Origin of the sequence: Micromonospora polyrhachis (assembly GCF_014203835.1) — a bacterium.
Classification (GTDB): domain Bacteria; phylum Actinomycetota; class Actinomycetes; order Mycobacteriales; family Micromonosporaceae; genus Micromonospora_H; species Micromonospora_H polyrhachis.
The window spans coordinates 4,857,116-4,883,823 of sequence record NZ_JACHJW010000001.1 but is presented as its reverse complement, the minus strand read 5'-3'; the positions used below and the strand labels follow the sequence as shown (position 1 = coordinate 4,883,823).

Annotated in this window: 27 protein-coding genes; 8 read left to right on the top strand and 19 right to left on the bottom strand. The window is 69.8% G+C overall.

All coding sequences use genetic code 11. The annotated features are described in order from the left end of the window. Positions 1 to 49: 49 nt before the first annotated feature. On the bottom strand, positions 50 to 1,273 hold the full coding sequence (hemW, locus tag FHR38_RS21470; protein WP_184536355.1) for a radical SAM family heme chaperone HemW: 1,224 nt from the start codon (positions 1,271 to 1,273) through the stop codon (positions 50 to 52). 18 nt (positions 1,274 to 1,291) lie between these two features. On the opposite strand from hemW, the gene FHR38_RS21465 reads away from it, so the two are divergent. The 3 genes from FHR38_RS21465 to FHR38_RS21455 all read left to right on the top strand — a co-directional run bounded on the left by FHR38_RS21465 (position 1,292) and on the right by FHR38_RS21455 (position 4,206). Continuing rightward, positions 1,292 to 2,092 (top strand): enoyl-CoA hydratase family protein, encoded by an 801-nt coding sequence (locus FHR38_RS21465; RefSeq protein WP_184536354.1) that lies wholly within the window; start codon positions 1,292 to 1,294, stop codon positions 2,090 to 2,092. 143 nt (positions 2,093 to 2,235) lie between these two features. Next, positions 2,236 to 3,099, top strand: a complete 864-nt coding sequence (locus FHR38_RS21460) for a hypothetical protein (RefSeq protein ID WP_184540023.1) — start codon at positions 2,236 to 2,238, stop codon at positions 3,097 to 3,099. Between the two features lie 204 nt (positions 3,100 to 3,303). Further along, positions 3,304 to 4,206 (top strand): phytanoyl-CoA dioxygenase family protein, encoded by a 903-nt coding sequence (locus FHR38_RS21455; protein WP_312882321.1) that lies wholly within the window; start codon positions 3,304 to 3,306, stop codon positions 4,204 to 4,206. Between the two features lie 211 nt (positions 4,207 to 4,417). Here FHR38_RS21455 and FHR38_RS21450 read toward each other — a convergent pair whose 3' ends face one another. From FHR38_RS21450 to FHR38_RS21435, 4 genes are all read right to left on the bottom strand, one after another. Next, the gene (locus tag FHR38_RS21450; RefSeq protein WP_184536352.1) at positions 4,418 to 4,705 is read right to left on the bottom strand and encodes a GlsB/YeaQ/YmgE family stress response membrane protein; all 288 of its coding nucleotides are present in this window, start codon (positions 4,703 to 4,705) and stop codon (positions 4,418 to 4,420) included. Between the two features lie 103 nt (positions 4,706 to 4,808). Continuing rightward, positions 4,809 to 5,366, bottom strand: coding sequence for an NUDIX hydrolase (locus FHR38_RS21445; protein ID WP_184536351.1), 558 nt, complete (start codon positions 5,364 to 5,366; stop codon positions 4,809 to 4,811). Then, positions 5,363 to 7,249, bottom strand: a complete 1,887-nt coding sequence (lepA, locus tag FHR38_RS21440) for a translation elongation factor 4 (protein WP_184536350.1) — start codon at positions 7,247 to 7,249, stop codon at positions 5,363 to 5,365. The genes FHR38_RS21445 and lepA overlap by 4 nt, the downstream gene beginning before the upstream one ends. Before the next feature lie 159 nt (positions 7,250 to 7,408). Continuing rightward, entirely contained in the window at positions 7,409 to 7,948 is a 540-nt protein-coding gene (locus FHR38_RS21435) for a DUF4240 domain-containing protein (protein WP_184536349.1), read from the bottom strand. An 88-nt stretch (positions 7,949 to 8,036) separates the two neighbouring features. On the opposite strand from FHR38_RS21435, the gene FHR38_RS21430 reads away from it, so the two are divergent. Together FHR38_RS21430 and rpsT are read left to right on the top strand one after the other, a co-directional pair. Next, complete coding sequence (locus FHR38_RS21430) at positions 8,037 to 9,023, top strand: phosphotransferase (RefSeq protein ID WP_184536348.1); 987 nt, start codon at positions 8,037 to 8,039, stop codon at positions 9,021 to 9,023. Positions 9,024 to 9,236: 213 nt separating this feature from the next. After that, on the top strand, positions 9,237 to 9,503 hold the full coding sequence (rpsT, locus tag FHR38_RS21425; RefSeq protein ID WP_184536347.1) for a 30S ribosomal protein S20: 267 nt from the start codon (positions 9,237 to 9,239) through the stop codon (positions 9,501 to 9,503). Positions 9,504 to 9,670: 167 nt separating this feature from the next. Here the strand turns inward: rpsT and FHR38_RS33580 are convergent, their stop codons facing one another. The 9 genes from FHR38_RS33580 to pepN form a co-directional block, all read right to left on the bottom strand. Further along, entirely contained in the window at positions 9,671 to 10,456 is a 786-nt protein-coding gene (locus FHR38_RS33580; protein WP_184536346.1) for a hypothetical protein, read from the bottom strand. Next, positions 10,453 to 11,427: a DNA polymerase III subunit delta gene (gene holA / locus FHR38_RS21415; RefSeq protein ID WP_312882320.1), complete on the bottom strand. Its 975-nt coding sequence runs from the start codon at positions 11,425 to 11,427 to the stop codon at positions 10,453 to 10,455. Before holA ends, FHR38_RS33580 begins: the two co-directional genes overlap by 4 nt. 124 nt (positions 11,428 to 11,551) lie before the next feature. Further along, the gene (locus FHR38_RS21410) at positions 11,552 to 14,056 is read right to left on the bottom strand and encodes a ComEC/Rec2 family competence protein (protein ID WP_184536344.1); all 2,505 of its coding nucleotides are present in this window, start codon (positions 14,054 to 14,056) and stop codon (positions 11,552 to 11,554) included. Continuing rightward, a complete protein-coding gene (locus FHR38_RS21405) occupies positions 14,053 to 14,850 on the bottom strand; it encodes a ComEA family DNA-binding protein (RefSeq protein WP_184536343.1) in 798 nt (265 codons plus the stop codon). The genes FHR38_RS21410 and FHR38_RS21405 overlap by 4 nt, the downstream gene beginning before the upstream one ends. 646 nt (positions 14,851 to 15,496) lie before the next feature. Continuing rightward, on the bottom strand, positions 15,497 to 16,348 hold the full coding sequence (locus FHR38_RS21400; protein ID WP_184536342.1) for a DegV family protein: 852 nt from the start codon (positions 16,346 to 16,348) through the stop codon (positions 15,497 to 15,499). 70 nt (positions 16,349 to 16,418) lie between these two features. Then, positions 16,419 to 17,048 (bottom strand): histidine phosphatase family protein, encoded by a 630-nt coding sequence (locus FHR38_RS21395; protein ID WP_184536341.1) that lies wholly within the window; start codon positions 17,046 to 17,048, stop codon positions 16,419 to 16,421. Further along, positions 17,045 to 17,443 (bottom strand): ribosome silencing factor, encoded by a 399-nt coding sequence (gene rsfS, locus FHR38_RS21390; protein WP_184536340.1) that lies wholly within the window; start codon positions 17,441 to 17,443, stop codon positions 17,045 to 17,047. The genes FHR38_RS21395 and rsfS overlap by 4 nt, the downstream gene beginning before the upstream one ends. Before the next feature lie 100 nt (positions 17,444 to 17,543). Continuing rightward, complete coding sequence (nadD, locus tag FHR38_RS21385) at positions 17,544 to 18,140, bottom strand: nicotinate-nucleotide adenylyltransferase (RefSeq protein WP_184536339.1); 597 nt, start codon at positions 18,138 to 18,140, stop codon at positions 17,544 to 17,546. Positions 18,141 to 18,223: 83 nt separating this feature from the next. After that, positions 18,224 to 20,788 (bottom strand): aminopeptidase N, encoded by a 2,565-nt coding sequence (gene pepN / locus FHR38_RS21380; RefSeq protein WP_184536338.1) that lies wholly within the window; start codon positions 20,786 to 20,788, stop codon positions 18,224 to 18,226. Positions 20,789 to 20,859: 71 nt separating this feature from the next. Here pepN and FHR38_RS21375 point away from each other — a divergent pair, with 71 nt between their 5' ends. Further along, positions 20,860 to 21,078 carry a DUF397 domain-containing protein gene (locus tag FHR38_RS21375; protein ID WP_184540021.1) on the top strand — a complete coding sequence of 73 codons (219 nt, stop codon included), beginning with the start codon at positions 20,860 to 20,862 and terminating at the stop codon, positions 21,076 to 21,078. A gap of 6 nt (positions 21,079 to 21,084) precedes the next feature. On the opposite strand, the gene FHR38_RS21370 is transcribed toward FHR38_RS21375, so the two are convergent. Next, positions 21,085 to 21,438, bottom strand: a complete 354-nt coding sequence (locus tag FHR38_RS21370; protein ID WP_184536337.1) for a hypothetical protein — start codon at positions 21,436 to 21,438, stop codon at positions 21,085 to 21,087. A 327-nt stretch (positions 21,439 to 21,765) separates the two neighbouring features. Here FHR38_RS21370 and FHR38_RS21365 point away from each other — a divergent pair, with 327 nt between their 5' ends. Both FHR38_RS21365 and trpS read left to right on the top strand, forming a co-directional pair. Then, positions 21,766 to 22,611, top strand: coding sequence for a helix-turn-helix domain-containing protein (locus tag FHR38_RS21365; protein WP_184536336.1), 846 nt, complete (start codon positions 21,766 to 21,768; stop codon positions 22,609 to 22,611). Positions 22,612 to 22,788: 177 nt separating this feature from the next. Beyond that, positions 22,789 to 23,799, top strand: coding sequence for a tryptophan--tRNA ligase (gene trpS / locus FHR38_RS21360; RefSeq protein ID WP_184536335.1), 1,011 nt, complete (start codon positions 22,789 to 22,791; stop codon positions 23,797 to 23,799). A gap of 40 nt (positions 23,800 to 23,839) precedes the next feature. Here the strand turns inward: trpS and FHR38_RS21355 are convergent, their stop codons facing one another. From FHR38_RS21355 to rplU, 4 genes are all read right to left on the bottom strand, one after another. After that, complete coding sequence (locus FHR38_RS21355; protein WP_184536334.1) at positions 23,840 to 24,295, bottom strand: GNAT family N-acetyltransferase; 456 nt, start codon at positions 24,293 to 24,295, stop codon at positions 23,840 to 23,842. A gap of 96 nt (positions 24,296 to 24,391) precedes the next feature. Then, positions 24,392 to 25,894 carry a GTPase ObgE gene (gene obgE, locus FHR38_RS21350; RefSeq protein WP_184536333.1) on the bottom strand — a complete coding sequence of 501 codons (1,503 nt, stop codon included), beginning with the start codon at positions 25,892 to 25,894 and terminating at the stop codon, positions 24,392 to 24,394. 91 nt (positions 25,895 to 25,985) lie between these two features. After that, a complete protein-coding gene (gene rpmA / locus FHR38_RS21345; RefSeq protein ID WP_184536332.1) occupies positions 25,986 to 26,243 on the bottom strand; it encodes a 50S ribosomal protein L27 in 258 nt (85 codons plus the stop codon). Positions 26,244 to 26,254: 11 nt separating this feature from the next. Then, positions 26,255 to 26,569: a 50S ribosomal protein L21 gene (gene rplU / locus FHR38_RS21340; protein ID WP_184536331.1), complete on the bottom strand. Its 315-nt coding sequence runs from the start codon at positions 26,567 to 26,569 to the stop codon at positions 26,255 to 26,257. Positions 26,570 to 26,708 lie beyond the last annotated feature (139 nt).

The window sequence follows — 26,708 nt, the reverse complement described above, 5'->3', positions numbered from 1 at the left end:
CGGGCAGTCGACGGATCCCGGTCGGCAGCCCGGGCGCAGGCCGTACCGGTCAGGGCAGCAGGTCGCGGACGACCGCGTCGGCGAGGAGCCGCCCGCGCAGGGTGAGCACCGCGCGCCCGGCGGCGTACGCCGGTTCCTGGAGCAGCCCGTTGGCCAGCGCCCGGGTCGCGGCGGCCCGGCCGGCGTCGTCGAGGGTGTCCAGCGGCAACCCAGTGGCCAGGCGCAGCCGCAGCATCACGTCCTCCATCCGCTGATCCGCGAGGGTCAGCGTCTCCCGCCCGTGTCCCGGGGACCTCCCCTCGGCGAGCCGAGCCGCGTACGTCGTCGGGTGTTTGACGTTCCACCAGCGGACCCCACCGACGTGGCTGTGCGCCCCGGGACCGAGCCCCCACCAGTCAGCGCCGGTCCAGTAGAGCAGGTTGTGTCGGCACCGGGCGGCCGGTGTACGAGCCCAGTTGGACACCTCGTACCAGGAGAAGCCGGCGGCGGTCAGCGCGGCCTCGGCCGCCAGGTAGCGGTCTGCGGCCACGTCGTCACTCGGGTACGGCAACTCGCCCCGGCGCATCCGGGCGGCCAGCCGGGTGCCGTCCTCCACGATCAGGGCGTACGCGCTGACGTGGTCGACCCCGGCGGCGGTCACCTCGGCCAGCGAGGCGGCGAAGTCCTCGGCGCTCTCCCCCGGCGTGCCGTAGATCAGGTCCAGGTTGACGTGGTCGAACCCGGCGTCGCGGGCCTCCGCGACAGCAGCCGTGGCCCGACCGGCGGTGTGCCGGCGGTCGAGGACCGCGAGCACTCCGGCGGCGGCCGACTGCATGCCCAGCGAGATCCGGGTGTAGCCGGCCGCCCGTAGCGTCTTGAGCGACTCCGGGGTCACCGACTCGGGATTGGCCTCGGTGGTGACCTCGACGTCGGCGGCAAGACCCCAGGTGCGGTCGATGCCGTCCAGGATGCGGGCAAGGTCGTCGGCGGGCAGCAGGGTGGGGGTGCCGCCGCCGACGAAGACGGTGTCCACCCGGCGTGGCGGTTGGTCGGCCAGCACCCGGCGGGCCAGGGCCAGCTCGGCCAGGACGCTGTCGGCGTACCCGTCTCGACTGGCACCACCGCCCAACTCGCTGGCGGTGTAGGTGTTGAAGTCGCAGTAGCCACACCGGCTGGCGCAGAACGGGACATGGACATAGACCCCGAAACCACGCACGCCGACCTGGGCGAGCGCGGCGGACGGCAGCATCCCGTCGCCGGGCACGGGTTCACCTTCTGGGAGCACAGCGGGCATGCCACTAGTGTGCGCCGCATGACCGCAGAGCTGACCACTGAGCCCGACCCACTGGTCCGGGCATCGACCGCGCATGGCGTGACCACGCTCACGCTGGACAGCCCGCACAACCGCAACGCGCTCTCCACCCCCCTGATGACCCAACTCCTCGCCGCGCTCGCCACGGCCGTCGCGGACGACACGGTCCGTACGGTGGTGCTCTCCCACACCGGGCCGGTGTTCTGCTCCGGCGCGGACCTGAAGGAGACCGCGGCGGCGTTCGACAGTGGCACCGTTCCGGCAGCCATGCTCGGCGAGGTGCTGACCGCCATCTGGGAGTGCCCGAAGCCGGTGGTGGCCCGGGTGGCCGGCCCGGCCCGGGCTGGTGGCCTGGGGCTGATCACGGCGGCCGACATCGCGGTCTGCGCCGCCGAGGCGACCTTCGCCTTCACCGAGGTACGCATCGGGGTGATTCCGGCGGTCATCTCCGCCACCGTGCTGCCCCGGCTGCATCCGCGCGCCGCCGCCGAGCTGTACCTGACCGGTGAGGTCTTCGACGGCCGGCGAGCCGAGCGGATCGGGCTGGTGACGGTCGCGACGCCGGCCGACGAACTGGACGCGACGGTGGCCGCCTACTGCGCCGCGCTGGTCCGAGGTGCGCCGGGGGCGCTGGCCGGCGCGAAGGAGCTGCTGCGGCGGCGGCCCACCACCACCGACTTCCGGGCTGATCTCGCTGACCTGACCGACCGGTCTACCCGATTCTTCCGTTCGACGGAGGGACGGGAGGGAATTCTCGCCCTCCGTGAGAAGCGGCCGGCCCGCTGGGTACCAGAGACCTAGGTGGACCCGTCGGCGGGCCGGATCGCTCCCGTCGACTGGTCCGCACCGGTCAGCCGATCGGTGCGGGCGGTACGACCAGGTGCTCGGCGACCCCGGCCGGTTGTGGGCGGACGGACGTACGATTGCACACATTCGAGCAGGGGGTGCCGGTGCGGATTCGGGCAGTGGTGATAGGGGCTGTGGTGCTCGTGCTGGTCATCGGGATCGGCGTGTACGTCAGCCTCGGTCCACTCCGGCACCAACTACCACTACCGTCCCTGATCCAGCGCTGCACGGTGCAAGCGGATGGCCGGGTCCACCTCAATCCCGTACAAATGGCCAACGCGGCCACGATCGCGGCGATCGGAATCCGCCGCAAGATGCCGGAACAGGCGGTAGTGGTCGCGCTGGCCACCGCGTACCAGGAGTCCGGATTGGAGAACCTGGCCGGCGGTGACCGGGATTCGATAGGACTCTTCCAGCAGCGCCCGAGCCAGGGCTGGGGTACGCCAGAGCAGATCAGCGACCCGCGCTACGCGGCGAACCGTTTCTACGCCGCGCTGAAGAAGGTGCGGGGCTGGGAGCGGATGCGGGTCACCGATGCCGCCCAGGCAGTACAGCGCTCGGCCTACCCCGAGGCGTACGAGAAGTGGGCCGACGAGTCGGCGGTGCTCGCCCGGGCCCTGGTGGGTAACGCAACCGGCGCGGTTGCCTGCAGCGTCGGACGGGAGCCGGCGATGCGGGGCAGCGCGGCGGCGGCCGCGCTGATCGACGGCCTGCGGCTGGACTGGGGCCAACTGAAGACGGGTACCCCTGCCGACCTGATCGGTCTGACGGTGGCAGCAACCAATGCCCAGACCGGGTGGCGGTACGCGCACTGGCTGGTGGCCCACGCAAGTGACCACGGCGTGAAGCGGGTGCGCTTCGGTGACCTGCAATGGACCGCCGAGAAGGGTGCCTGGTCCCGGGTCGACGATGCCGACCCGAGCGCCGAGCTGGTCGTCGCCGAAGTGTTCGCGGACCTGTAGCGCCTGGCTGCGGAGCGTCCCGCCAGCCTGTCGAACGCCACGAATTCTCACTTTCCGCAGCAGCCTGTCCCCCTTCGTACCCCCTGCCCGGCTCGCTGTCGACCGACCGGAACGCCCTGTCTTCGCAGTCGACTGCGAGGAGTTACCATCGGCGGGTTGTGTGGGCCCAGCAACGGGCTCCCACCTATGGGGAGGTTGGACGCGGTGTTCGATTACGGTGGCCGGACCGGGTACGAGCCGATCAGTGAGACTGACCGCAAGGAGTTCCACGAGCAGGGCTTCATGCTGTTGCGCAACGTCCTGACCGAGGATCACCGCGCGGCCCTGGAGGCGGCGGTCGACCGCGTCTACGCGGAGGAGCTGGCCGCTGGGCGTACCACCAAGGACGGCACGCTGCACCTGCTGGGCTTCCTGGAGCGCGACGAGCTCTTCGGCGAGCTGCTCACCCACCCGATCGCGTTCCCGTACATGTGGGGGCTGGCCGGCTGGAACATCTACACCCACCACAACCACCTGGACGTGACCCCGCCGGCGGCCGAGCCGGAGAAGCCGTACTGGGGTTGGCACCAGGACGGATACCGGCAGAACTCCGACCCGGAGACGATGGACCCGAACGTCCCCCGGCCGATGTTCTCGCTGAAGGTGGCCTACGTCCTCTCCGACCTCTCGGAGACCGGGCGGGGTGCCACGAAGGTGATCCCGGGCAGCCACCTGTGGAACTCGCTGGACCGGCCGGACGACCTCACCGTGCACAACCCGGATCCGGAGGGCACGGTCGAGATCACCGCCAACCCGGGTGACGCGTTCATCTTCGACCGCCGCCAGTGGCACTCCCGGTCGACGAACCTGTCGACCGTCACCCGCAAGATGCTCTTCGTCGGCTACACCTACCGGTGGATCCGTCCGCTCGACGAACTGCACATCGACAAGGACGGCGAGTGGTGGGCCAACCGCACCCCGGTCCAGCGTCAGCTCTGCGGTGAGGGTACGCACACCGCGAACTACTGGGGCATCAACTGGGACGGCTACATCGACAACGAGATCCCGCTCCGTAAGGAACTCAAGGAACGCGATCTGCTCGACCGCAACATTCCCTGGCTTCGCTGACATGCGGTTGAGGGCCTTTTCCGGCGACCCCCGCGGGGGTTGCCGGAAAGGCCCTCAACAATGTCGGGACGCCGGATCAAATGATCCGGCGTCCCGATCCATAGTCGCAGTCGAATCAGTAGCGGTTGACGCTACGCCACAGTCGAATCAGTAGCGGTTCACGCTACGCCACAGTCGAATCAGTAGCGGTTCACGCTACGCCACTGTCGAATCAGTAACGACTCACGCTGCGCCGTCCACCGACACCCGCCACCAGGGCCACGGCCAGGGCGGCCACGACCACCTGGACGAGCAGTTCGGCCCAGTCGATGCCAGCGGTCTGGGTGGCGATACCCATGGCTCGGGCCAGTACGGTACCGAGTAGCGCCGCGCCGACACCGATGAGCATATGCAGCCACATCGGCATGTTCTGGCGGCCCGGAACGATCAGGCGACCAATCGCGCCAACGATCAGTCCGACGATGAGTGCGGTGATGATACCGAGAACGGTGAGTTCCACGACGGTCCTCCTCCGGGGGTGTGCCTCGCTGTTGGTGACGATTAAGTTCCCGACCCTCGTAAATCTCAAACCGGGTCGATGACAGCGAAATACCGGACTGCGATCAGTGGCCGAATCGGCGGGCCGTGTCCCGGACCGCCCGATCCATCGTGGAGAAGGCCAACGGAGGCGGCTCCGCGAGTGGGAACCACTTCATGTCGGAGGATTCGCTGGGGTTCAACGTGATCTCCCCCGTGGCGATCCTCGCCAGGAAGAACACATCGAGGACGGGCAACGTCTCGCCCTGGAAGTCGTAACCCCCGAGGTACATGCCGACAAGGTCACCCAGCTCGACCTCGACGCCCAACTCCTCCCGGGCTTCCCGGACAGCTGCCTCGGCCGGGTGCTCCCAGCCGTCACAGAAGCCGCCCGGCAGTTCCCAGCGCCCCGCCTGCGGCTGCGCCGCCCGCTTCAACGCCAGGAACCGCCGGTCGTCCGGGTGGCCGTCGAGCACGATCACGCCCCCGGTGGGGCGGGCGTTGATGAACAACTGGTAGCCGCAGGCGGCACAACTGGTCGGCGGGGTGGCTGACAGCTGTGCCGCACAGCGGGGGCAGAACGACGCGGTGGGCCCGTACGCCCGCAGGGTTTCAGCCGCAGGCCCGTGTGCCCCCAGGGTCACTTCTTTCCGCCGCCCTTGCCGCCACCATCGCCGGAGTCGGAGGTGGAGAGCGCGGCGATGAAGGCTTCCTGGGGGACCTCGACCCGGCCCACCATCTTCATTCGCTTCTTGCCTTCCTTCTGCTTCTCCAGCAGCTTGCGCTTCCGGGTGATGTCACCGCCGTAGCACTTGGCCAGCACGTCCTTGCGAATCGCCCGGATGGTCTCCCGGGCGATCACCCGGTTGCCGATGGCTGCCTGGATCGGCACCTCGAACTGCTGGCGCGGGATCAACGTACGAAGCTTGGCGGCGATCGTGACGCCGTAGTTGTACGCCTTGTCCTTGTGCACGATGGCGCTGAACGCGTCCACCGGCTCGCCATGCAGCAGGATGTCCACCTTGACCAGGTCGGACGACTGCTCGTCGGTGGGCTCGTAGTCCAATGACGCGTAGCCCTTGGTACGGCTCTTGAGCTGGTCGAAGAAGTCGAAGATGATCTCGGCCAGCGGCAGCGTGTAGCGCAGCTCGACCCGGTCGGCGGAGAGGTAGTCCATCCCCTGCAACGAACCCCGGCGTCCCTGGCACAGCTCCATGACCGCGCCGACGTAGTCGTTGGGGGTCAGCACCGTAGCCCGGACGACCGGCTCGAAGACCTCGGCCACCTTGCCGGTCGGGTATTCGCTGGGGTTGGTGACGACGATCTCGTTGCCGTCCTCCAGGATGGCCCGGTAGACGACGTTCGGCGCGGTGGAGATGAGGTCCAGTCCGAACTCGCGCTCCAGCCGTTCCCGGATGATCTCCAGGTGGAGCAGGCCGAGGAAGCCACACCGGAAACCGAAGCCGAGCGCACCGGAGGTCTCCGGCTCGTAGCTGAGCGCGGCGTCGTTGAGCTTGAGCTTGTCCAGCGCCTCCCGCAGGTCCGGGTAGTCGGAGCCGTCGATCGGGTAGAGCCCGGAGTAGACCATCGGCTTCGGGTCCTTGTAGCCGCCCAGCGGCTCGGCGGCTGGCCGGGCGTTGATGGTGACCGTGTCACCGACCCGGGACTGCCGGACGTCCTTCACGCCGGTGATGAGGTAGCCGACCTCGCCGACGCCGAGCGCCCCGGCCTTCTCCATCTCCGGGGAGATGACGCCGATCTCCAGCAGCTCGTGCACCGCGCCGGTGGACATCATCTTGATCTTGTCGCGGGCCTCGATCCGACCGTCGATGACCCGGACGTAGGTGACCACGCCCCGGTAGACGTCGTACACCGAGTCGAAGATCATCGCGCGGGCCGGGGCCGGCGCGTCCCCGACCGGCGGCTTGAACTGCCGCACGATCTCGTCGAGCAGGTACGGCACGCCCTCACCGGTCTTGCCGGAGACCCGGATGCAGTCGCTCGGGTCGCCGCCGATCAGATGGGCCAACTCCTCGGCGTACTTGTCCGGCTGCGCCGCCGGCAGGTCGATCTTGTTGAGCACCGGAATGACGTGCAGGTCGTTCTCCAGCGCCAGGTAGAGGTTGGCCAGTGTCTGGGCCTCGATCCCCTGCGCCGCGTCGACCAGTAGCACCGCACCCTCACAGGCGGCCAGCGAGCGGGACACCTCGTAGGTGAAGTCCACGTGTCCCGGGGTGTCGATCATGTTCAGGACGGCGTGTTCGCCCTGCTGGGCGCCCTCCCGTACGGTCCACGGCATGCGGACCGCCTGACTCTTGATCGTGATGCCGCGCTCCCGCTCGATGTCCATCCGGTCGAGATACTGCGCGCGCATCTGCCGGGGATCGACCACACCGGTGAGCTGCAACATCCGGTCGGCCAGGGTCGACTTACCGTGGTCGATGTGGGCGATGATGCAGAAGTTCCGGATGCGGCCAGGGTCGGTGGCACCAGGAGCGTTCGCGCCGGGGTCGAGCGTCGGTGGCACAGCGGTCCGTTCTGATCGACTGAGGAGGACGGGCAACGATCGGCGGGATGCCGACCGCCTCTATGCTCCCACGTCCCCGGGAGCGGGGGCGGATCACTCCTCCGGCGGATCGTTCCGCCGGCACCCTCACTCCGCCGGCACCCTCACTCCTCCGGTAGCTCACTCCGCTGGCGGATCCAGGAACAGAGCCGCCAGCCGAGGAAGTTGCCGCCGTGCCGAACCCTCGTCGTCGAAGTCCCAGAATTCGCCGATCTCCGGGGGGTACGGCACCGCGTCCGGGTCGGGCGGCAACTCCGTGGCCGTCGCCTTGCGATAGGCCCGGGTGGCGACGCCTAGCATCTCCTGCGACGCGAAGTCCTCACCCGTCACCGCCGCCTGCCGAACCACCGGCAGCTCGGCCAGCGAGTCGGGCTCGGCCACCGCCCGGGCGAACACGCTCCGCCCCTGGGCGATCAACCACCCCCGGAAGTAGTCGAACCAGTCGTCGGAGCAGCCACCGTTGATCAGGTACGCCGCCCCCCACAGATCCACCAGGTAGGAGGCGGCCAGCACCCGGCGCTGGTGCCGGGCGTATCCGACGATGTCGGCGACGTCCCGGGCGGCCAACAGCTCCGTCGCCCGGGCAGCAATCGCCTCGACGTCCCCGTCGGCACCGGTCCGGGCCTGGTCGATCAAGGTCCAGAAGTCGTCCGTCCGCATAACGGGGCAGTCTGACAGATCGCCACCAGCCAAGCCGCGCCGCGCCCGACCGGATGCCAACGGATTTCGCGCCAGGCAGGATGGGGAGATGTCCGCGCTCCCGCTACCGGCCGTCCCGTACGACCGGACCGCGATCCGGCCCGACTGGGCCGACCTGCCACCGGATCTGCGCGCGACGATCGAGGATCGGTTGGGCAGCCCGGTCACCGGTGCCCGTACCGCCGGTGGTGGCTTCACCCGGGGCTTCGCCGCCGTACTCGACACGGCCGCTGGGGAGCCGGTCTTCGTCAAGGCCGCGTCCCTGATCGGCCAGCCGGACCTCTGCCACTGGTACGCCCGGGAGGCCGCCGTCACCGCCGTCCTTCCACCACGGCTCCGGGTGCCCCGCCCCCGATGGACACTCACCACAGCAGATCACTTCGTCATCTGCCTCGACGCCGTCGACGGCGGTCGGATGCCCACACTGCCCTGGGTGCCCGCCGAGTTGGACGCCACCCTCACGGCGTACGCCACGGTTGCCGACGCGCTCCGTGAGCCTCCCGCCGAACTGGTCGCCCTCGGCCTGTCCGGGCTGGCCGGGGTCGCCCACACCGACCTGTCCTGGTGGCGGGAGATCGCCGCTGGCCGGGAACCGGTGCCCGCCGTATCGGCCGGCACCCTGGACCGGCTGCCGGAGCTGGTACGCCTGGAGGCACTGCTCCCCGGATACGCCGCGACCGGCACAGTCATCCACAACGACCTGCGGCTGGACAACGTACTCATCGATCGGGTCGGAGACGCCTGGTTCTGCGACTGGAACTGGGTGTGTTTCGGGCCCGCCTGGTTCGACGTGGCGGGTCTGCTCGTCACCGCGTACGCGAGTGGCCTGGACGCCGACCGGTTCTTCGCCACGCATCCCGCCGCAGCCGAGGCGCCACCCCACGCCCTGGATGCCACGCTCGCGGCTATGTCCGGATACTGGTTGTGCCGGGCAGCGTCCGGGCCTACCGGGGCCTCCCCGCACGTACGAACGCACGAACAGTGGAGCGGGGAGATGGCACTGGCCTGGTTGGCACGTCGGCAGGGCTGGCGCTGAGCAGGCTGGTTGAGCAGGCTGGTGAGCCGGCGGGCGGGCACTGGCCGAGCCGGCTCACAGAGCAAGCGGGCAGTGGCCGCGGGGGCATGGTGATGGCGCGCTTTTGGCCTGGCCTCGGTGACCTGGTAACCTGACTCTTCGCGTAGTGGTGACGCCTTGTTGTTGCCTGCGCGTCAACTAGACCAACCCGAGCTATCAAGACGAGGCTGTCGCGTGGCGAACATCAAGTCCCAGATCAAGCGCAACCGGCAGAACGAGAAGCGCCGGCTGCGTAACAAGTCGGTCAAGTCGTCGCTGAAGACCGCCATCCGCAAGTTCAACGAGGCTGCCGAGGCCGGCGAGGCCGAGAAGGCCATCGAGCTGATGCGCGAGGCATCGCGCAAGCTGGACAAGGCCGCCAGCAAGGGCGTGATCCACAGCAACCAGGCAGCGAACCGCAAGTCGGCGATCGCCAAGCGCCTGCAGTCGCTCTCCGCCTGAGGGTTCGACCCGAGACTTCGACGGGCACCTCCCCGAGTCGTACGACCGGCTCGGAAGGTGCCCGTCATGCTGTCTTGCCCGTCGTGCTGTTCTGGCCGCTGACGAGTGCCGTGCGGTGATGAATCGCCCCGAGACCTCGCTGTCGGTCCTGACGAGGATGGACTGGGCTACTCGTAGCGATGCTCGGCCGAATGGTGTGCCAGCCGGTGTCGGAGGTCGGGCTGCTCCCACCGCCCAGCCCACTGGCGGATCGGCCGCAGTTTCTCCCGTACCCGGGGCAGCCGGTCGGCGGTGTTCCACGTCAACGCGGCCCGATGCCAGCTCAATGGGCCTCGTACCGGATCACGTCGGCCACCTGCTGTCGCCCGGACTTCCTGCCGTACCGGGTCGGGCACCACGGGTTGCGCGGCGACGTCGGTGATGTCGATGGTCCGGCTGCCGACCGGGCCCGGCCCCGCAGGACGGAGGTCGGGCGACGGCTGGGCAAGGCTCCTGCCGGGTACGGCGGCCCGGCCGACCACTGGTGTGATCTCCCGGCGAAACCGGTCCTGCTCGATCTCCGGCACCCGGGCTGCCGCCCGTCCTATTGCCGCCACCGCCATATCGTTGATCTTCACCATCAGGGCGACCAGGGCAGGCAGGGCCAACACGCCCCACCAGCTCACCAGCTCGGCCAAGCCGAGCAGCACCCCGAGGAAGATGGCCCCCTCGAAGTAGGCGAACCTCAGCAGCCCACCCGGGCGGACGTGCCGCAGGCCGAGCATCCGGCAGTACAGCGGACGATTCCGGGCTGGGTCGACGGCCGCGCCAGGTGTTCGCCGTCCGGGAACCACCGCCCGCGGCGGTGCCTGCTGCCTGCGCCGCATGGCCTGCCGCCGGTCCGGCACTGTCCACTGCACCGGCCGCCGGTCGGACGAGATCTCGGCCCACCCGGTCGACCTGCCCGAGGTCATCGGCTGCCGCCTCCCTGCCGGGCCGCGGCGAGGGCGAAGACCGCCCGCTCAAGCGCGTACCCCCGGTCGTCGGCGCCCCCCTTGACGGCGGCGTTGCAATCGGCCGCCGCCTGCATCGCGTCGACCAGTCCTTCGGGAGTCCAGCCCCGCCCCTGCCGCTGGGCACGCTCGATCTTCCAGGCCGGCATACCGAGGCTGCTCGCCAACTGATAGGCACTGCCCCGCCCAGCCGATGCCACCCGGGCGACGGTACGTACCCCGTCGGCGATGGCATCGGCGATCGGCACCGGGTCGACCCCGACGTGCAGCGCCCACCGCAGCGCCTCCAGGGCACCGGGTACGTCCCCGACCATGGCCGCGTCGGCGACCGTGAAGCCGCTCACCTCGGCCCGGCCCCGGTAGTAACGGGCGACCGTGTCCGCCCCGATCCGGCCGTCGGTGTCGGCCATCAGCTGCGCACAGGCGGACGCCAGCTCACGCAGGTCGTTGCCGACGGCGGCGAGCAGTGCTTCGGCGGCGTCCTCGGTGCACTTACCCCCGGCCCGCCGGATCTCCTCACGGACGAAACCGACCCGGTCCCGGTGTCCCTTGAGCTTGCCGGCGGGAACGACCAGCGCACCCGCCTGCCGGAGCCCGTCGGCGAAGGCCTTGCCCTTGGCCCCACCGGCATGTGTCACCAGCAGGTGGACCTCCGGGTCGGGATTCTTCACGTACGCCAACAGCGCTGCCGCCAAGTCCTTGCGCGCGTCCTGACCGGCCCGCACGATCAGTACCCGCCGGCCGCCGAAGAGGGAGGGGCTGAGCATCTCGGCGATCTCGCCTGGAGTCAACGAACCCGCTTCGTACTCTCGTACGTCCGCCCCCGGGTCGGCTTCCCGCGCCTGGGTGATCGTCGCGGAGATCGCACGGGTGACGAGCAGCTCCTCGTCACCGAGGACGAGCAGGACGGGTGCCAGGCTGGTGGGGGTCACGCCGTCATACTCGCACGCTGGGCGGCAGGCGCCAGACCTGCTCACCCGGCTCCCCGCAGCTGACCCCGCACTTAGCGCAAATCCAGACATTTACCTTAAGTTGGAGCGCATTGCCCGATGGCTGTCAGCTCCCCCGCTCCCCCACCTCCGATCCCCGTACGACCACCGCCAGTCCTCTGCCTGGACGGACGACCACGGCCAGGTCACCGTCGGTGTCCGTACGCAGTACCCGGGCCCCACCCCGGGCCAGCCGGCCGAGCACAGCGGCGTTCGGGTGGCCGTACCGGTTGTCGACACCCACCGGAACCAGGGCCACCGCTGGGGACACAGCGTCGAGGAAACCAGCGTCCTGGTAGGCCGAACCGTGGTGGGCGACTTTGAGTACGTCCGCTCGCAGACCATCGGGGGGTGGGTTGTCGAGCAACGCCCGCTGCTGCTCGCTCTCGGCATCCCCAGCCAACAGAATGTGCACTCCTCGCACCCGGGCGGACAGGATGACCGAGTTGTTGTTTGGATCGGACCGCGTGCCGCGCAGTTGCTGGGGCGGCCCGACCGACGCCAGCGCCACCCGCCCAGCCAGGTACGACCAGCCGGTCCCGACCACCGCCACCGGCGCTCCGCCACGCACGGCAGCCGCCTCGACCATCTCCCGGCCGGTTGCCGGCTCGGGCCACTGTGGAGTCGCCACCGCCGCCACCCGGCGCCCCCGGAAGACACCGTCCACCCCACCCGTGTGGTCCGCGTGAAAGTGGCTGACGACCAGCAGTGACACCGTCCGTATCCCGAGCCGCCGCAGACACCGGTCAACCGCCACCGGATCGGGACCGGTGTCGACAAGAACCGCCCGCCCCGACCCCACCGGCAGCACCACGGCGTCCCCCTGGCCGACCGCGCAGACCACCACCACCCAACCCTCCGGTGGCCAACCGTTGGCGACCATACGGACCGGCAGCGCACCGACCACCACCGCGACCGCGACCACCGCCACCAGCCGACGTACCAGAGGATGCCGAGCGGCCACCAGCAGGGCCACGGTGAGCGCGGCCAGCGTCAGCCCGCCCGCCACCCCGTCGAGCCAGGGCAGAGTGCCGACGGGCAGTCGAGCACCGTATCGCGCCACGGTCACCAGCCACCAGGCCGGCCAACTGCCCAGCCACGCGACGAACTCGGCACCGGCGGGCCAGACCGGAGAAACCACGGCCGCCACCACCCCGAGCACCGTGGCGGGCGCGATCGCCGGCACCGCCAGCAGGTTCGCTGGGACGGCCACCAGGCTGACCGTCCCGGAAAGTCCCGCCACCACCGGTGCACAGGCCACCTGGGCGGCGGCCGGGACCGCCAGCGCCTCCGCCGCACCGACCGGTACGCCCCGACGCCGCAACGCGTCCCGCCAGCCGGGCGCGATCAGCAACAGCCCACCGGTGGCGAGCACCGACAGTGCGAACCCGGCGTCCCCGGCAAGTTCCGGATCGGCCACGACCAGCACGACGACGGCCGCCCCCAGGGCCGGTAACGCCGCTCGCGGTCGGCCAAGAGCGAGCCCGAGCAGCCCGACCGCGCCCATGGTGGCGGCCCGCACCACGCTCGGCGACGGCCGGGCCAGGATCACGAATCCGACCAGGGCGACACCGCAGAGGGCAGCGGCCAGCCAGGGCCCGGCCCGACCCCAACGGGCAAGCAGCAACACGAGACCGATCAAAATAGCGACGTTGGACCCGGAGACCGCGTTGAGATGCGTCATCCCGGTAGCCAGGAAGTCGTCCTCGACCGCGGGGTCGAGTCGGCTGGTGTCCCCCACCACCAGTCCGGGCAGCAGTCCCCCCGGTTCGTCCGGTAACGGCGCACAGGCCCGCTGTAGACCGGCCCGCAGCGTACCGGCCGCCCGCTGGGCCCACGAGGGCTCGCCGAGTCGTACCGGTGGGGTACCGACCGACAGCACCGCCGCGGTCAGGTCACCACCCTGGGGTGCGGCCAGCCGGCCATTGGCAATCACCCGCTGGCCGGGCAACAGCTCCCGCCAGTCGGGATCGCTGGCGAGCACCAGGATCCGGGCATCGGTGTGGACCCGGGTGCCGGCCGGGTCCCGCACCCAGGACGAGCCAACCGCGACCAGGTAGATCGGCGGCCGGCCGGTGGTGCCCCGGACCGCACGTGGGTCGTCGCGGACCACCAGTTCGGCCGTGACGCTGGCTCCCGCCGTAACCAGGTTGGCGAGCGGGGTGGCGTCGCGTACGACGAGTCGGGCGGCGGTCGCCGTACTTCCACACACCACACCGAGCAGCACCGTAACGGCGATCCACCCGTACCGGCCGATGCCAGCCCAGCGGGTCTCGTTCGGTGGGCGCCGGAGTAGCTGACCGGCCAGAGCGAGCGCACCGATCGTGGCCAGTACGGCGACCGCCACCATGACCGGTACGGAGAGATACAGCCCGGCCAGGGCAGTGAGCCAGGTAGCCACGGCCAGCCCGGCCAGCCGCAGGTCGGGCGGGTCCTTCCGGGCCGGGGTTGGCACGGCTGGGATGGACACGGCCCGGGCTGGCACGTCCGGAGTTGGCACGGCTGGAATGGACACGGCCCGGGCTGGCACGCCCGGGGTTGGCACGGCTGGCCCAGGCGGCGGGATAGTCATACCGTCACCAGATCCTTCAGGTCCTCGTACTTCGCATCACCGATGCCGGTGACCTGGCGGAGGTCGCTGACGGCGCGGAACGGGCCGTGCTGCTCGCGATGGGCGAGGATGCGTTGGGCGAGTACCGGCCCGACGCCAGGCAACGCGTCCAGTTGGGCCAGGGTGGCCGTGTTGAGGTTGACCTTTCCGCCACCGCCCGCCACCGTGCCCGGCTCCGGGGCCGCCCCGGGGACGCCGGGTTGCCCGGCGGCTCCGGGCGGTGCGGTAACGCCGACCAGGATCAGCTCACCGTCGCTGACCTTGCGGGCCAGGTTGAGCAGTGCGATGTCCACACCGGGCAGCACTCCGCCGGCAGCGGCCAGCGCGTCAGCGACCCGGGCTCCGGCGGGTAGCCGGACCAGACCGGGGCGGCGCACCTTGCCGGCGACCGCGACCACGACCTCCCCCGCTGTCCCGCTCGGATCTGAAACGGTCTGGTGCGACGCGGACAGGGCTGCCGACACCGGGGCCCCGACCGGCTCCGTATGTGGGCGGGACCGCCAGGCCCAGACAGCGGCACCGAGCACCACCAGTACGGCGACCACCGCCAGTGCCTTGACTCCCCGCCGGCCCGGGTCGAAGGCCCCGGGCCCGGTCAGCCGGGGTGCGGCGGTAGGCCCCACCGGCAGCACGTCGGAACTCGCGGGTACGGCCGACGGCATCGGCTGGACAGCGGACCGAAGCGGCAGCTCGGTCCGGCTACCAAGCAGCCGGCTGAGTCGCTGCCGCACCATCGTCTCGTCGTCGTCGGCCACGTTCGGCAGTCAAGCGCAGCAGCGGCCTTTGCACCGGCCACCGATCGCCCGCTGTGGAAAACTGACCCGGCTGTGGAAAACGCCCTGATCATGATGCGATGTGCTAACCGCCAGCCGCCGACCGACCTTCCACCTCGTCGGCATCGTGCACCTCATCGGCCTCATCAGGCCGACCAGGCCAGTACCGACCAGACCAGTGTCACCAGTCCCGGTACCGACCAGACCGGTCCCGACCAGCGCCTACCGGCCAGCGCCTACCGACACCGACCAGTGCCGAATGGTGAACGGTGAACGGTGCCTACCGATGCCGACAGGGGTGGAGCCCACTCCCCGCCACTACCTTCGTCTCGATCCGGCTGCGGCCAGCACTGTTCGCTCACCTGGCTCTGCTTTGTGAACGGTTGTTGTTGCTGGGGGGGGGACAACAAATGTTCACAAACCATGCCGCTGAGAGGGTGCTGCGGCAGCTGTCGAGGTTCATGGGCCAGAAGGCAGGTCCCGCAGGCGCCCTGGGTTTGCCGTAATCGGCGGACCGCCGCCCGATACACACCGCCGCCCGGTATGCACCGCCGACCCGACAGGCACCGCCACCCGGTACGCACCGTCGACCCGACAGGCACCGCCGACCGGTACGGACCGTGGATGGTCAGCCGCGACGGTGTACGACGACACAGGCCAACCCGGGTCCGGCGTGCGCGGCAATCACCGCACCCGCCTCGGTGACGTACCGGTCGTGGAGTTGTCGGCCCAACCGGTCGGCCAGCACCTCGACCAGTTCCGCCGCCCGTTGTGGTGCACCGAGGTGGTGGACGGCGATGTCGGCCTCGGCGTCTCCGGCGGCCCGGACCGCGAGATCGACCAGTCGGGCCAGGGCGCGGCTGGCGGTACGGACCCGGTCACAGAGGACGATGGCACCGTCGACGACGTGCAGGATCGGCTTGACCGACAGGGCGGTGCCGAACAGCGCCGAGGCGGCGTTGATCCGGCCGCCCCGGCGGAGGAATTCGAGCGTGTCGACATAGAAATAGGCGTCGGTACGGCCGACCGCGTCGACCGCGGCCTGTCGTACCGTCGCCAGGTCCGCTCCGCGCTCGGCGGCTGCGACAGCCGCGAGCACCGGAAAGCCCAGGCCCATCCCGGTCGACCGGGTGTCGACCACCGTGACCTGGTCCGTGCCGACCTCGGTCGCGGCCAGCCGCGCCGCGTCGACGGTGCCGGAGAGTTTCGCCGACAGGTGCACGGACACCACGCCGGTCGCTCCCTGGTCCAGCAGATGGCGGTAGGTCTGCACGAACCGCTCGGGTGCCGGCCGGGAGGTGCTCACTGCGACCCGCCGCGCATCCAGTGCCCGGACGGCGTCGGCGGCGGAAATCTCGTCCCCCTCCAGCCCGGCCCGCCCGTTCAGCACCACGGTCAACGGCACGCGGGCGAGTCCGTACGCGCCGCTGCGCTCAGCCGGCAGGTAGGCGGTGGAGTCGGTGACGACCGCGACGGGCATGCCGGCACGGTAGCGGATCGCCGAAGAACCGCAGCAGTACGGGTGACCCGGGCGGCTGACCGCTGACCGGTCAGACCGCTTCCGGTACGACCCGCTGGGTGATCAACCCGACGTTGTGGGCGCGCAATTGCCAGCCCCGTACGTCGTCGTGCCGCAGCTCGGTCCAGTGGCAGTTCTGCAGCGGCCCGACCGTACGCAGTATCGCCGTGCCCCAGCCAAGCAGGTGACCGCAGCCCTGGCGGGCACCGCCGCCGTGGGTGGCCACCACGATGGTGCCCCCCGGTACGGCGTCCGCCGCGTCCTGCAACGCACCGCCGACCCGTTTGCCCATGTCGTCGAGGCTCTCCACCTGGCACCCCGGGTCCGGCTCACCGGCCCGCCAGCGCGCATGCTCGGCCGGGAACCGCTCGGCGACCTCGGTCATGGTCAGGCCCTGCCACAGCCCGTAGTAGCGCTCGCGTAGCCGGGCGTCGGTGCGTACCGGCAGTCCGGTCAGGGCGGCCAGGGCCGCCGCGGTGTCCATGGCACGCTGGAGGTCGCTGGCGACGATGGCGTCGGGACGCAGTGCGGCCAGCAACGGCGCAGCCAGGGCGGCCTGCTCGCGGCCGAGGTCGTTGAGGGCGATGTCGGTCTGGCCCTGGACCCGGTTGGCGGCGTTCCAGTCGGTGTTGCCGTGCCGCCAGACGATCAGTCTGGTCATTCAGCCGCGCCCGCGTCGGCTTCGACGAGGTCACGGTCGACGAACGGAATTGTGGGGCAGTCCTTCCAGAGCCGGTCGAGGGCGTAGAACTCGCGTTCCTCGGTGTGCTGCACGTGGATGACCACGTCGACGTAGTCGAGCAGCACCCAGCGGCCACCCCGCTCGCCCTCGCGGCGTACTGGTTTGGCCTTCTCGGGCAGCTCGAGTAGTCGTTCCTCGATGGCGTCGACGATGGCGAGCACCTGACGCTCGTTGGGCGCGGAGGCGATCAGGAACGCGTCGGTGATCACCAGCTGGTCCGCTACGTCGATGATGGCGATGTCCTGCGCCTTCTTGTCCGCAGCCGCCTGGGCCGCCGCAGTCACCAGCTCAAGGGCGCGTTCGGAAGCTGTCACCGTTCTCCTTCGATCAACCGTGCGTTCTGCCAAGCCTCTCACATGTCTCCGGTTCGCGACTTGTCAGTTTCAGCAACGACAGGGACGAAAAGCCCCCAAATCACGCGCGATACAGCCCGCGTTTGGCGATGTACTGCACCACACCGTCGGGCACCAGGTACCAGACCGGCTCGCCCGCCGCGACACGTCGCCGGCAGTCGGTGGACGAGATGGCCATCGCCGGCACCTGCACCAGGCTGACTGTGTCGGCCGGCAGATGCGCGTCGGTGAGTTCGAACCCGGGTCGGGTCACCCCGATGAAGTGCGCCAACTCGAACATCTGGTCCAGATCTTTCCAGGACAGGATCCTCTCCAACGCGTCCGCGCCGGTGATGAAGAAGAGTTCGACCTTCGGGCCGTACTCGGCGCGCAGGTCGCGCAACGTGTCGACGGTGTAGGTCGGCCCGCCCCGGTCGATGTCGACCCGACTGACCTGGAAACGCGGATTCGACGCGGTTGCGATCACCGTCATCAGATAGCGGTCCTCTGCCGGGCTGACCGGTTCGTCGGCCTTCTGCCAGGGCTGTCCGGTCGGTACGAACACCACCTCGTCCAGCTCGAACCGGTCGGCCACCTCGCTCGCCGCGACGAGGTGGCCCTGATGGATCGGGTCGAAGGTGCCCCCCATGATCCCGACCCGTCGGATGTCCTGTTCCACGCCTCGATCGTATGCCGATCATGCTTGATCACCGGCCGGGCATGTGACAGAAGGCACGGCTCACAGCCGTCCGTCATCCGGGGTCAGGCCACCTCCGACCGGGCCGGGAACACGGTCCGGGCCACCAGCGCACGGCGCAGGTCGTCGTCCGCGTCGGTGACCACCCGACGCAGTCCCGGCACCAGGTCGGCGCGGGCCAGCAACGCCCCGGCCAGCTCCCGGGTGGGTTCGGCCACCGTGTAGCGGGGAAAGGCCAGCGCCGCGACCCCCTCGGCCACCCACGGGGTACGGCGATGCATCATCGCCGGCATCTCCGTGAAGTACCGCTCCACATAGGAGTCGGTCAGCCCCGTCTGCTCGGGATGCCAGAACCCGGCGGCGTTGGCCTCCACGAGCCGGTTGGAGAGAGTCGTGTCCGAGATGATCACCTGCCAGGCGCGCTCCTTCGCCGTGGGGTCGGGCAGCGTGGCCCGACACCGTGCCGCCTGGGCCGCACCGGTCGCACTCTGGTCCGCAGCCAGTTCCCGGGCGATCTCCGCCTCCCCCACGGCTCCGAGCACGGCAAGCCGGCCGAGCAGCGCCCACCGTAAATCGGTATCGATGGCCAGTCCGGTCGGTACCGCCTCCCCGGCCAGCCAACCGGCCAGCCGCTCCGGGCCGGTGCTTGTCCAGATCAGTCCCTTGACGGCCGCGAGCTGCATCGATCCACCGGGCGGTGCGGTGTCGAGCATCTGGTCACAGGCCCGTCCAACGTGTCCCAGCGCCGCGTGCCGGGCCGCCGGGTCGAGATAGCGGTCGATCAGCGAACGGCTCAGGGCCAGTACGTCCTCCACCACGACGACCTCGGTCTCGGTGGGCAACGCGGCGCGGATCAAGTCGACCAGGTCGGCCACTGGCCGCTCTCCGTCGGTCACCGCGTCGAGCGTCGCACCCCAGAGCACCGCCCGGGCCAGCGAGTCGGCCAACGCCGGCAGAAGCACCGGTACGGCCGCCGCCGACGCCGGGTCGAGGCGTACCTTGGCGAAGGTCAGGTCCCCGTCGTTGGGCAGCAGTACGGTCGCCGCCTGCCGACCGGCCAACTCGGGCAGGACCGTCCGTCCCCCGTCGGCCTCCGGAACGAGGTCCACCTCGAACCGTTCCCGGAGCCGAGCGCCCCCTGCCGGGTCGGTGTCGTAGAGCCCGACGCCGATCCGGTGCGGACGTAACACCGGGTGTTCCAGCGGAGCAGTCTGGGTCACGGCGACCTCGGTATAGCGCCCCTGGTCGTCCACGGTCGCGTCCACGGTCAGGGTGTTGACCTGCGCCCGGCGCAGCCACACCTCCGCCCAGTCGGCAAGGTCCAGGTTCGGCTGCCGATCCCCGCCCGCCAGGCTTGATTGGGTGAGTGCGCCCAGCAGGTCGGCCAGAGTGGCGTTGCCGAAGCGGTGTGCGGCGAAGTGTGCCCGCAACCCGGCCAGGAGCGCCGCGTCGCCGACCTGGGCGACGAGCTGACGCAGCACGGCCGCGCCCTTGGCGTACGAGATGCCGTCGAAGTTCAGCAGCGCCTGCGCCGCGTCGGCGACCTCGACCGGCGCGACTGGATGGGTGGAGGGGCGCTGGTCGGCGGCGTACCCCCAGGCCTTGCGGCGCATCGCGAAGGTGGTCCAGGCGCGGTCGAAGCGGGTCGCCTCGGCGGTCACCCGCGTCCCCAGGTACTCGGCGAACGACTCGTTCAGCCACAGGTCGTCCCACCAGCGCATGGTGACCAGGTCACCGAACCACATGTGCGCCATCTCGTGGGCGATGAGGGTGGCGCGCAACTCACGCTGGCTCTCGGTGACCGCCGAGCGGAAGACGAGGTCGTCCTGGATCGTGACCAGGCCGGGATTCTCCATCGCCCCGGCATTGAACTCGGGCACGAACGCCTGGTCGTACTTGCCGAACGGGTAGCGCACCTCGAACAGCTCGTGCAGCCGGTCCAGGCACTGCCGGGTGATGGTGAGAATCTCCTCGGCGTCCCGATCGAGATGTTCGGCGAGCGAACGCCGGCAGTAGAAGGCCAGGGGAATGCCGTCGTGCTCGTCGCGTACGACGTGGTAGGGCCCGGCGATCAGCGAGACGAAGTAGGTGGCCAACGGCTCAGTCGGGGCGAACTCCCAGCGACCGGCTACCGGAGTGGCCGCCGCTGCACCGTTGGCGGCGACCAGCCAGTGCGGCGGTGCGGTCACCGACAGGGTGACCGGTGCCTTCAGGTCCGGTTGGTCGAACGCGGCGAAGATGCGTTGCGCGTTGTCCAGAAAGGACATGGCATAGAGGTAGGTTTCCCCGTCGGCCGGGTCAACGAAGCGGTGCATCCCCTCGCCGCTGTTCGAGTACGCCATCTCGGCCTCGACGGTCAGCGTGTTGTCGGCGAGCAGCGCGGGCAACGGGACACGATTGTCGTCGAGGGCCGCCAGGTCCAACTCCACTCCGTTGAGCCGTAGCCCGAGCAGTCGGGTCGGACGGATCTCGACGAAGGTGGTCGCCCCGATAGCGGCTGCCCGGAACCGGATGGTGACCGTCGAACGGAAGTTCTCGTCGTCTCCGGTGAAGTCGAGATCGATGTCGTACGACTCGACGGTGAGCAGCGCGGCGCGCTCGGCCGCGTCGGCGCGGGTCAGGCTCGGCATTCGCCTATCCTGCACGATGGGCTGATGGATAGCCTTCAGCTATGACCGATCGCGCAGTGGAGGAACCGACGATGACGCAACACCCCAAGGGTGACTTCGACCTGTCCCGCGCGGTGTGGCAGCGCGCCGAGGGCGACTCGTCCGAGGGTGCTGTCGAGATCGCGTTCGTGGACGACCTGATCGGGATGCGCAACTCCGCCGAGCCGGACGGCCCGGTCCTGGTCTTCACTCAGGCCGAGTGGGACGCCTTCGTGGCCGGTGCCCAGGATGGCGAATTCGACCTGGACTGACCGGGGTCAGGCAGCGCCGTCGCCGTCGCCATCGCCCCAGGCGAGGCCGTCCAGCCCCTCTGCCCGGTGGAAGCCGGGGTGCTCCCACACATCCACGCACACCTCGCCGTCCGGGCCGATCGCACCGCAGAACAACTGCTCGATGCGCTGCCAGGCGTCCATGTACGACAGTTGGGTCGTTTCGATGACGATCTCCGGGCAGAGGATGCTCAACGCCTCGGCGTACCGGACCGCCTGCTCCCGCGCATCGGCGAGGCTGGCCGCGTCGAAGTCCAGATGCATGGTGAACCCGTTGGCCGAGGCGGTCTCCCGCACCAGGGTCGCCCGCGACGGGCTGGGCGGCCATCCGTTGTCGTACATCGCCAACCTTTCCTGAAGAGTTGTGGTCCGCTGGTCCAGGGCAACGTCATCCTGCACTCGACACGCCCCGGACCGGCCGGCACCAATCAGTCGACCCCTGGTGTGGCCATCCGCCGACCGTGACCGCTCCCACCGAGGCCCATCCGAGTCCCGCCGAGGCCCACCGAGTCCGCCGAGTCCGCCGAGGCCCACTGAGTACAAGCGACAGATGTGCGGCTTGCGTAATCGCAGCCGTACGCAGTGTTGCAGCGATCCCGTGTAGACGCAATATCCCTCTACGATTTTGCGCGACCGATTGGTGACGCAGAGATATGGGATGATCGCGGCATGGCCTCGATCATCAAGCGCCGTCGCCTCGCTTCGGCGTTACGTCAGCTTCGGGAGCAGGCGGGCCTGACGCTCGAAGACGTCGCCTCCCGGTTGGACATGGCCCAATCGACAATGTCGCGGATCGAGACCGCTCGGGCTCGTGCCCGCCCCGTCATCGTGCACAGCCTGCTTCCCATCTACGGCATACACGGCATCGAGGCCGACGTCATCGTCCAGCTCGCCCGGGACGCCAGCCAACGCGACTGGTGGTACGCCTACCGGGACGTCATGGCCGACTGGTTCCGGACCTTCGTCGGTCTCGAAGGCGAGGCAGCCAAGATCCAGGTGTTCCAGCCGCAGGTCGTACCGAGCCTGCTACAGACCGAGGAGTACGCCCGGGCACTTCTCGGGGCAGCCTGGGTCAACCGGAAACCGGCCGAGGTGGAACGCCGGGTCCAGCTCCGGCTACGCCGACAGGAGGTGCTCGGCAACCGGCCCGGATTACAGTGCCAGCTGGTGCTCGGCGAGGCGGCGCTGCACTGCCGGATCGGCACCCCGGAGATCCTCGCCGCCCAACTGGACCGGCTCGTCCAGTTGATCGACGATGGGCGAATCATGATCCAGGTCCTGCCGTTCACCGCCGGAGCGACCGGCGGCGAGCTGGGCCAGTTCGTCCTGCTCGACTTCCCGTACCCCGAGGATCCGCCGGTCGGCTACGTCGAACACCTCGTCGGCGGTCAGCTCGTCGAGGAGCCGACCGAGGTCGACCGGCTCCGGGCCGTGTTCCGGCACCAGCGCACCATCGCCCTCTCCCCCGAGGAGTCCCGGAAACTGATCGTCGAGGTGGCCACGGCAGCCACCTGACCTGCTACGGTTGCACCATGCGGATGACGACCATGAGCTGCTGGCGGGCGCCCTGACGGGCGGCCCACGCATCCGCGTACCCGAAACCAAGAACGGCCGCCCCTCCCGGGCGGCCGTTTCGCGTATCTGGTGTCCGCCCCGGGTCCGGCGGTCGGCGTCCTCCCGAAGGAGCCACCGATGACCGCGACCATCCCGACCACGGCGACGACCGCCACCCGGCGTCTGACCGGCTTCAAACCCACCGGAAACCTGCACCTGGGCAACCTGCTCGGCGCGATCCAGCCGATCATCACCGGCCAGTACCGGGGCGAGACCATCGCCTTCCTCGCCGACCTGCACGCCCTCACCGTCACACACGACCCGGCCCGGGTACGCGAACTCACCCTGGAGCAGGCGACCATACTGCTCGCCGCCGGCCTCGACCCGGACCGCTCGCTGCTCTACGTCCAGTCCCAGGTCTCCGAGCACGCCGAACTGCACTACCTGCTGGAGTGTGCGACCGGGTACGGCGAGGCGCATCGCATGATCCAGTTCAAGGAGAAGTCAGCGGGCCAGCAGCAGGTACGCCTCAGCCTGCTCACCTACCCGGTGCTGATGGCCGCCGACATCCTGTTGCACGACGCTCGGGAGGTGCCGGTCGGCGACGACCAGAGTCAGCACCTCGAACTCGCCCGGGACGTGGCCACCCGGTTCAACGCCCGGTACGGCCAGACCTTCACCGTGCCCCGGGCGGTGCACCCCGAGGTGGCGACCCGGGTGATGAACCTCGCCGACCCGACCGCCAAGATGGGCAAGACCAGCTCCCTCGACACGGGGACGATCTTCGTGCTCGACCCGCCCGAGGTGATCCGGCGCAAGGTGCTGCGGGCGGTCACCGACTCGGGCAGCACCGTCGAGTACGACCCGGAGCACCGGCCCGGCGTGGCCAACCTGCTGGAGATCCTCGCCGCCTGCGTGGACGGCAAGCCGACCGAACTGGCCGCCGACTACACCTCGTACGGGCAGCTCAAGCAGGCCGTGGCCGAGGCGGTGACGGCGCTACTGCACCCCATCCAGGTACGGCACGCGGAGCTGACCCGCGACCCCGGCTACGTACGACGGGTGCTCGCCGACGGTGCCGAGCGGGCCAGGCACAGCGCCGCCGACACGGTCCACCGCGCCAAGCGGGCCATCGGCCTGCTCACCTGAAGAGCTGCCGACACCAGCCACCGATTGGGCGCGGAACCATTCAGACCGGCACCGGCACCGGCAGATGCTTCTCGAAGCACACGCTGTACGGGTTGTCGACGTACTCCCCGTAGACCGGAATCTCGGCGTAACCCGAGGAGGCGTAGAGCGCAATGGCCGTCGGCAGGTAACTGCCGGTCTCCAGGCGCAGCACAGTGTGCCCCGACCGCAGGGCCAACTCCTCCAGGGCAGTCAGCAACTGACGGGACAGGCCGCGACCCCGGTGCGCCGGGCGGACGTACATCCGCTTGATCTCGGCGGTGTCGCCGCCCAGCGTCTGGATCGCGCCGCAGGCCACCGCCTGTCCGTCGACCATCCCGACCAGATGGCGGGCGTCGTCGTGCACGACGGTGACCTGCCCGTCGAGCCCACCGTCGATCTCCCGCAGCTCCCGCTGCTGGGCGGTGACCAGCGCGGCCAGTTCAGGGTCGGTAACCGGGCGGAATTCGATCAGCACGCGGGCAGCGTAGCCAGCGACGATTTCCGCCTGGTTTCCGATGGATGACCTGATCCGGGATGGCCGGCGTGGTTCCGGGTACGACGACTCTGCGGCCTACTCGGCACCATCCAGAACGTTGTTGTTCCGGTCGGTCTCGCCGACCGTCTGCACCGCACCGGACGCATCCCCGGCGTCGGCCTCGACCTCGTCCGTCGGACGCTGGCGGCGGGCCTTGCGGGCCGCCAGCCGCTGGGCTGCGCTCGCCCGGGTCGACCTCTCCTCCAGCCGGGTGTCCGTCCCCCGGGAGCCGGGCACATAGTCGGCTCCCGCGTAGAGCGTGGGCTGCCAGTCGAACTCCCGCTCACCGATCCGGACCAGGCTGCCCGGCTCGGCACCCGCCTTGGCGAGTTGCTCCTCCACACCCAACCGGGCCAACCGGTCGGCAAGGTAGCCGATCGCCTCGTCGTTGTCGAAGTTGGTCTGCCGTACCCACCGCTCGGGGCGTACACCCCGTACGACGAATCCGCCGTCGCCGTCCGACTCGACGGTGAAACCGGCGTCGTCCACGGCGGTCGGCCGGATGACGATCCGGGTCGGCTCGGGTGCCGGCGTGGCGGCCCGGGCCTGCTCGACCAGCTCCGCCATCGCGTACGTCAGCTCGCGCAACCCCTCGCGGGTCACAGCGGACACCTCGTACACCCGGTAACCCCGAGCCTGGAGGTCGGGACGGACGATGTCGGCCAGGTCGCGGCCATCCGGCACGTCCATCTTGTTGAGTACGACCAGCCGGGGCCGGTCGGCCAGCCCGCCGTACTCGGTCAGCTCAGCCTCGATGGCGTCGATGTCGGCCAGCGGGTCCCGCCCCGTCTCCAGGGTTGCCGCGTCCACCACGTGCACCAGCACGGCGCAGCGCTCGATGTGCCGCAGGAACTCCAGGCCAAGGCCCTTGCCAGTGGCCGCCCCGGGGATCAGGCCCGGCACATCGGCCACGGTGAAGGTGTGGTCGTCGACCCGAACCACGCCGAGGTTGGGCACCAGTGTGGTGAACGGGTAGTCGGCGATCTTGGGTTTGGCCGCCGAGATGACCGAGATCAACGACGACTTGCCGGCCGACGGGAAGCCGACCAGGCCCACGTCGGCGACGCTCTTGAGTTCCAGTACGACGTCGAGGTGGTCACCCGGCTCACCGAGTTCGGCGAAGCCCGGAGCCTTGCGCTTGGCGTTGGCCAGCGATGCGTTGCCCCGGCCGCCACGACCGCCTCGGGCCACCTCCAGGGTGGTGCCCGCCCCGACGAGGTCGGCCAGCACCTCACCGTCGAGCGTGCTCACCACCGTGCCGTCCGGCACCTTGACCACCAGGTTGGCACCGTTGGCACCGTCCCGGTTGGACCCGGCGCCACCCTTGCCGTTCTCCGCCTTGATCCGGGGGCGGAAGTGGAAGTCGAGCAGGGTGTGCACCTGTGGATCTACGACGAGTGACACACTCCCGCCGTGCCCGCCGTTGCCACCGTCCGGGCCACCGAACGGCTTGAACTTCTCCCGGTGGATCGAGACACAGCCGTGCCCGCCATCGCCGGCCTGCAGATGCAGGACGACCCGGTCAACGAACGTCGTCACGCCACCAATCCTTCCAGCGAGGTCTCTCCCCGCTATGAAAACGACGAAGCGGGCCGGGACACCAGGTCCACGGCCCGCTTCGGTGAAAGCGCTACTGCTGCGCCGGCACGATGCTGACGGTCTTGCGACCGCGCTTGGTGCCGAACTGGACCGCACCGGCGGCCAGCGCGAAGAGCGTGTCGTCGCCGCCCCGGCCGACCAGGTCACCGGGGTGGAACTTGGTGCCACGCTGCCGGATCAGGATCTCACCGGCGCTGACCACCTGGCCACCGAACCGCTTCACGCCGAGCCGCTGCGCCGCTGAGTCACGACCGTTACGCGAGCTGGACGCACCCTTTTTGTGAGCCATCTGGAGACGACCTACTTCCCGCTGGAGATGCCGGTCACCTTCACCTGGGTCAGCGGCTGGCGATGACCCTGGCGCTTGTGGTAGCCGGTCTTGTTCTTGAACTTGTGGATCCGGATCTTCGGTCCCTTGGTGTGGGCGGCGATCTCGCCGGACACCGCGACCTTGGCAAGCTGCGCCGCGTCGGTCACCAGGTCGGAACCATCGACGAGGAGCACCGCGGAGAGCGTGACGGCGTCACCGGGCTCGCCGGCGAGCTTCTCGACCTCGATCACGTCGCCCTCGGCGACCTTGTACTGCTTGCCGCCGGTCTTGACGATCGCGTACATCGGACGCGGACTCCCTGTCGTTGAGGCTGCTTTCGGGTAACGTGCTGTTCGCGGCGGCTCGCCGCAAATGCGGCGGCGGGCACGCGAGAACTTGGCGCACAAAAGTGCGCCGTAGGCAAGCGTACGGCATGCCCCGCTC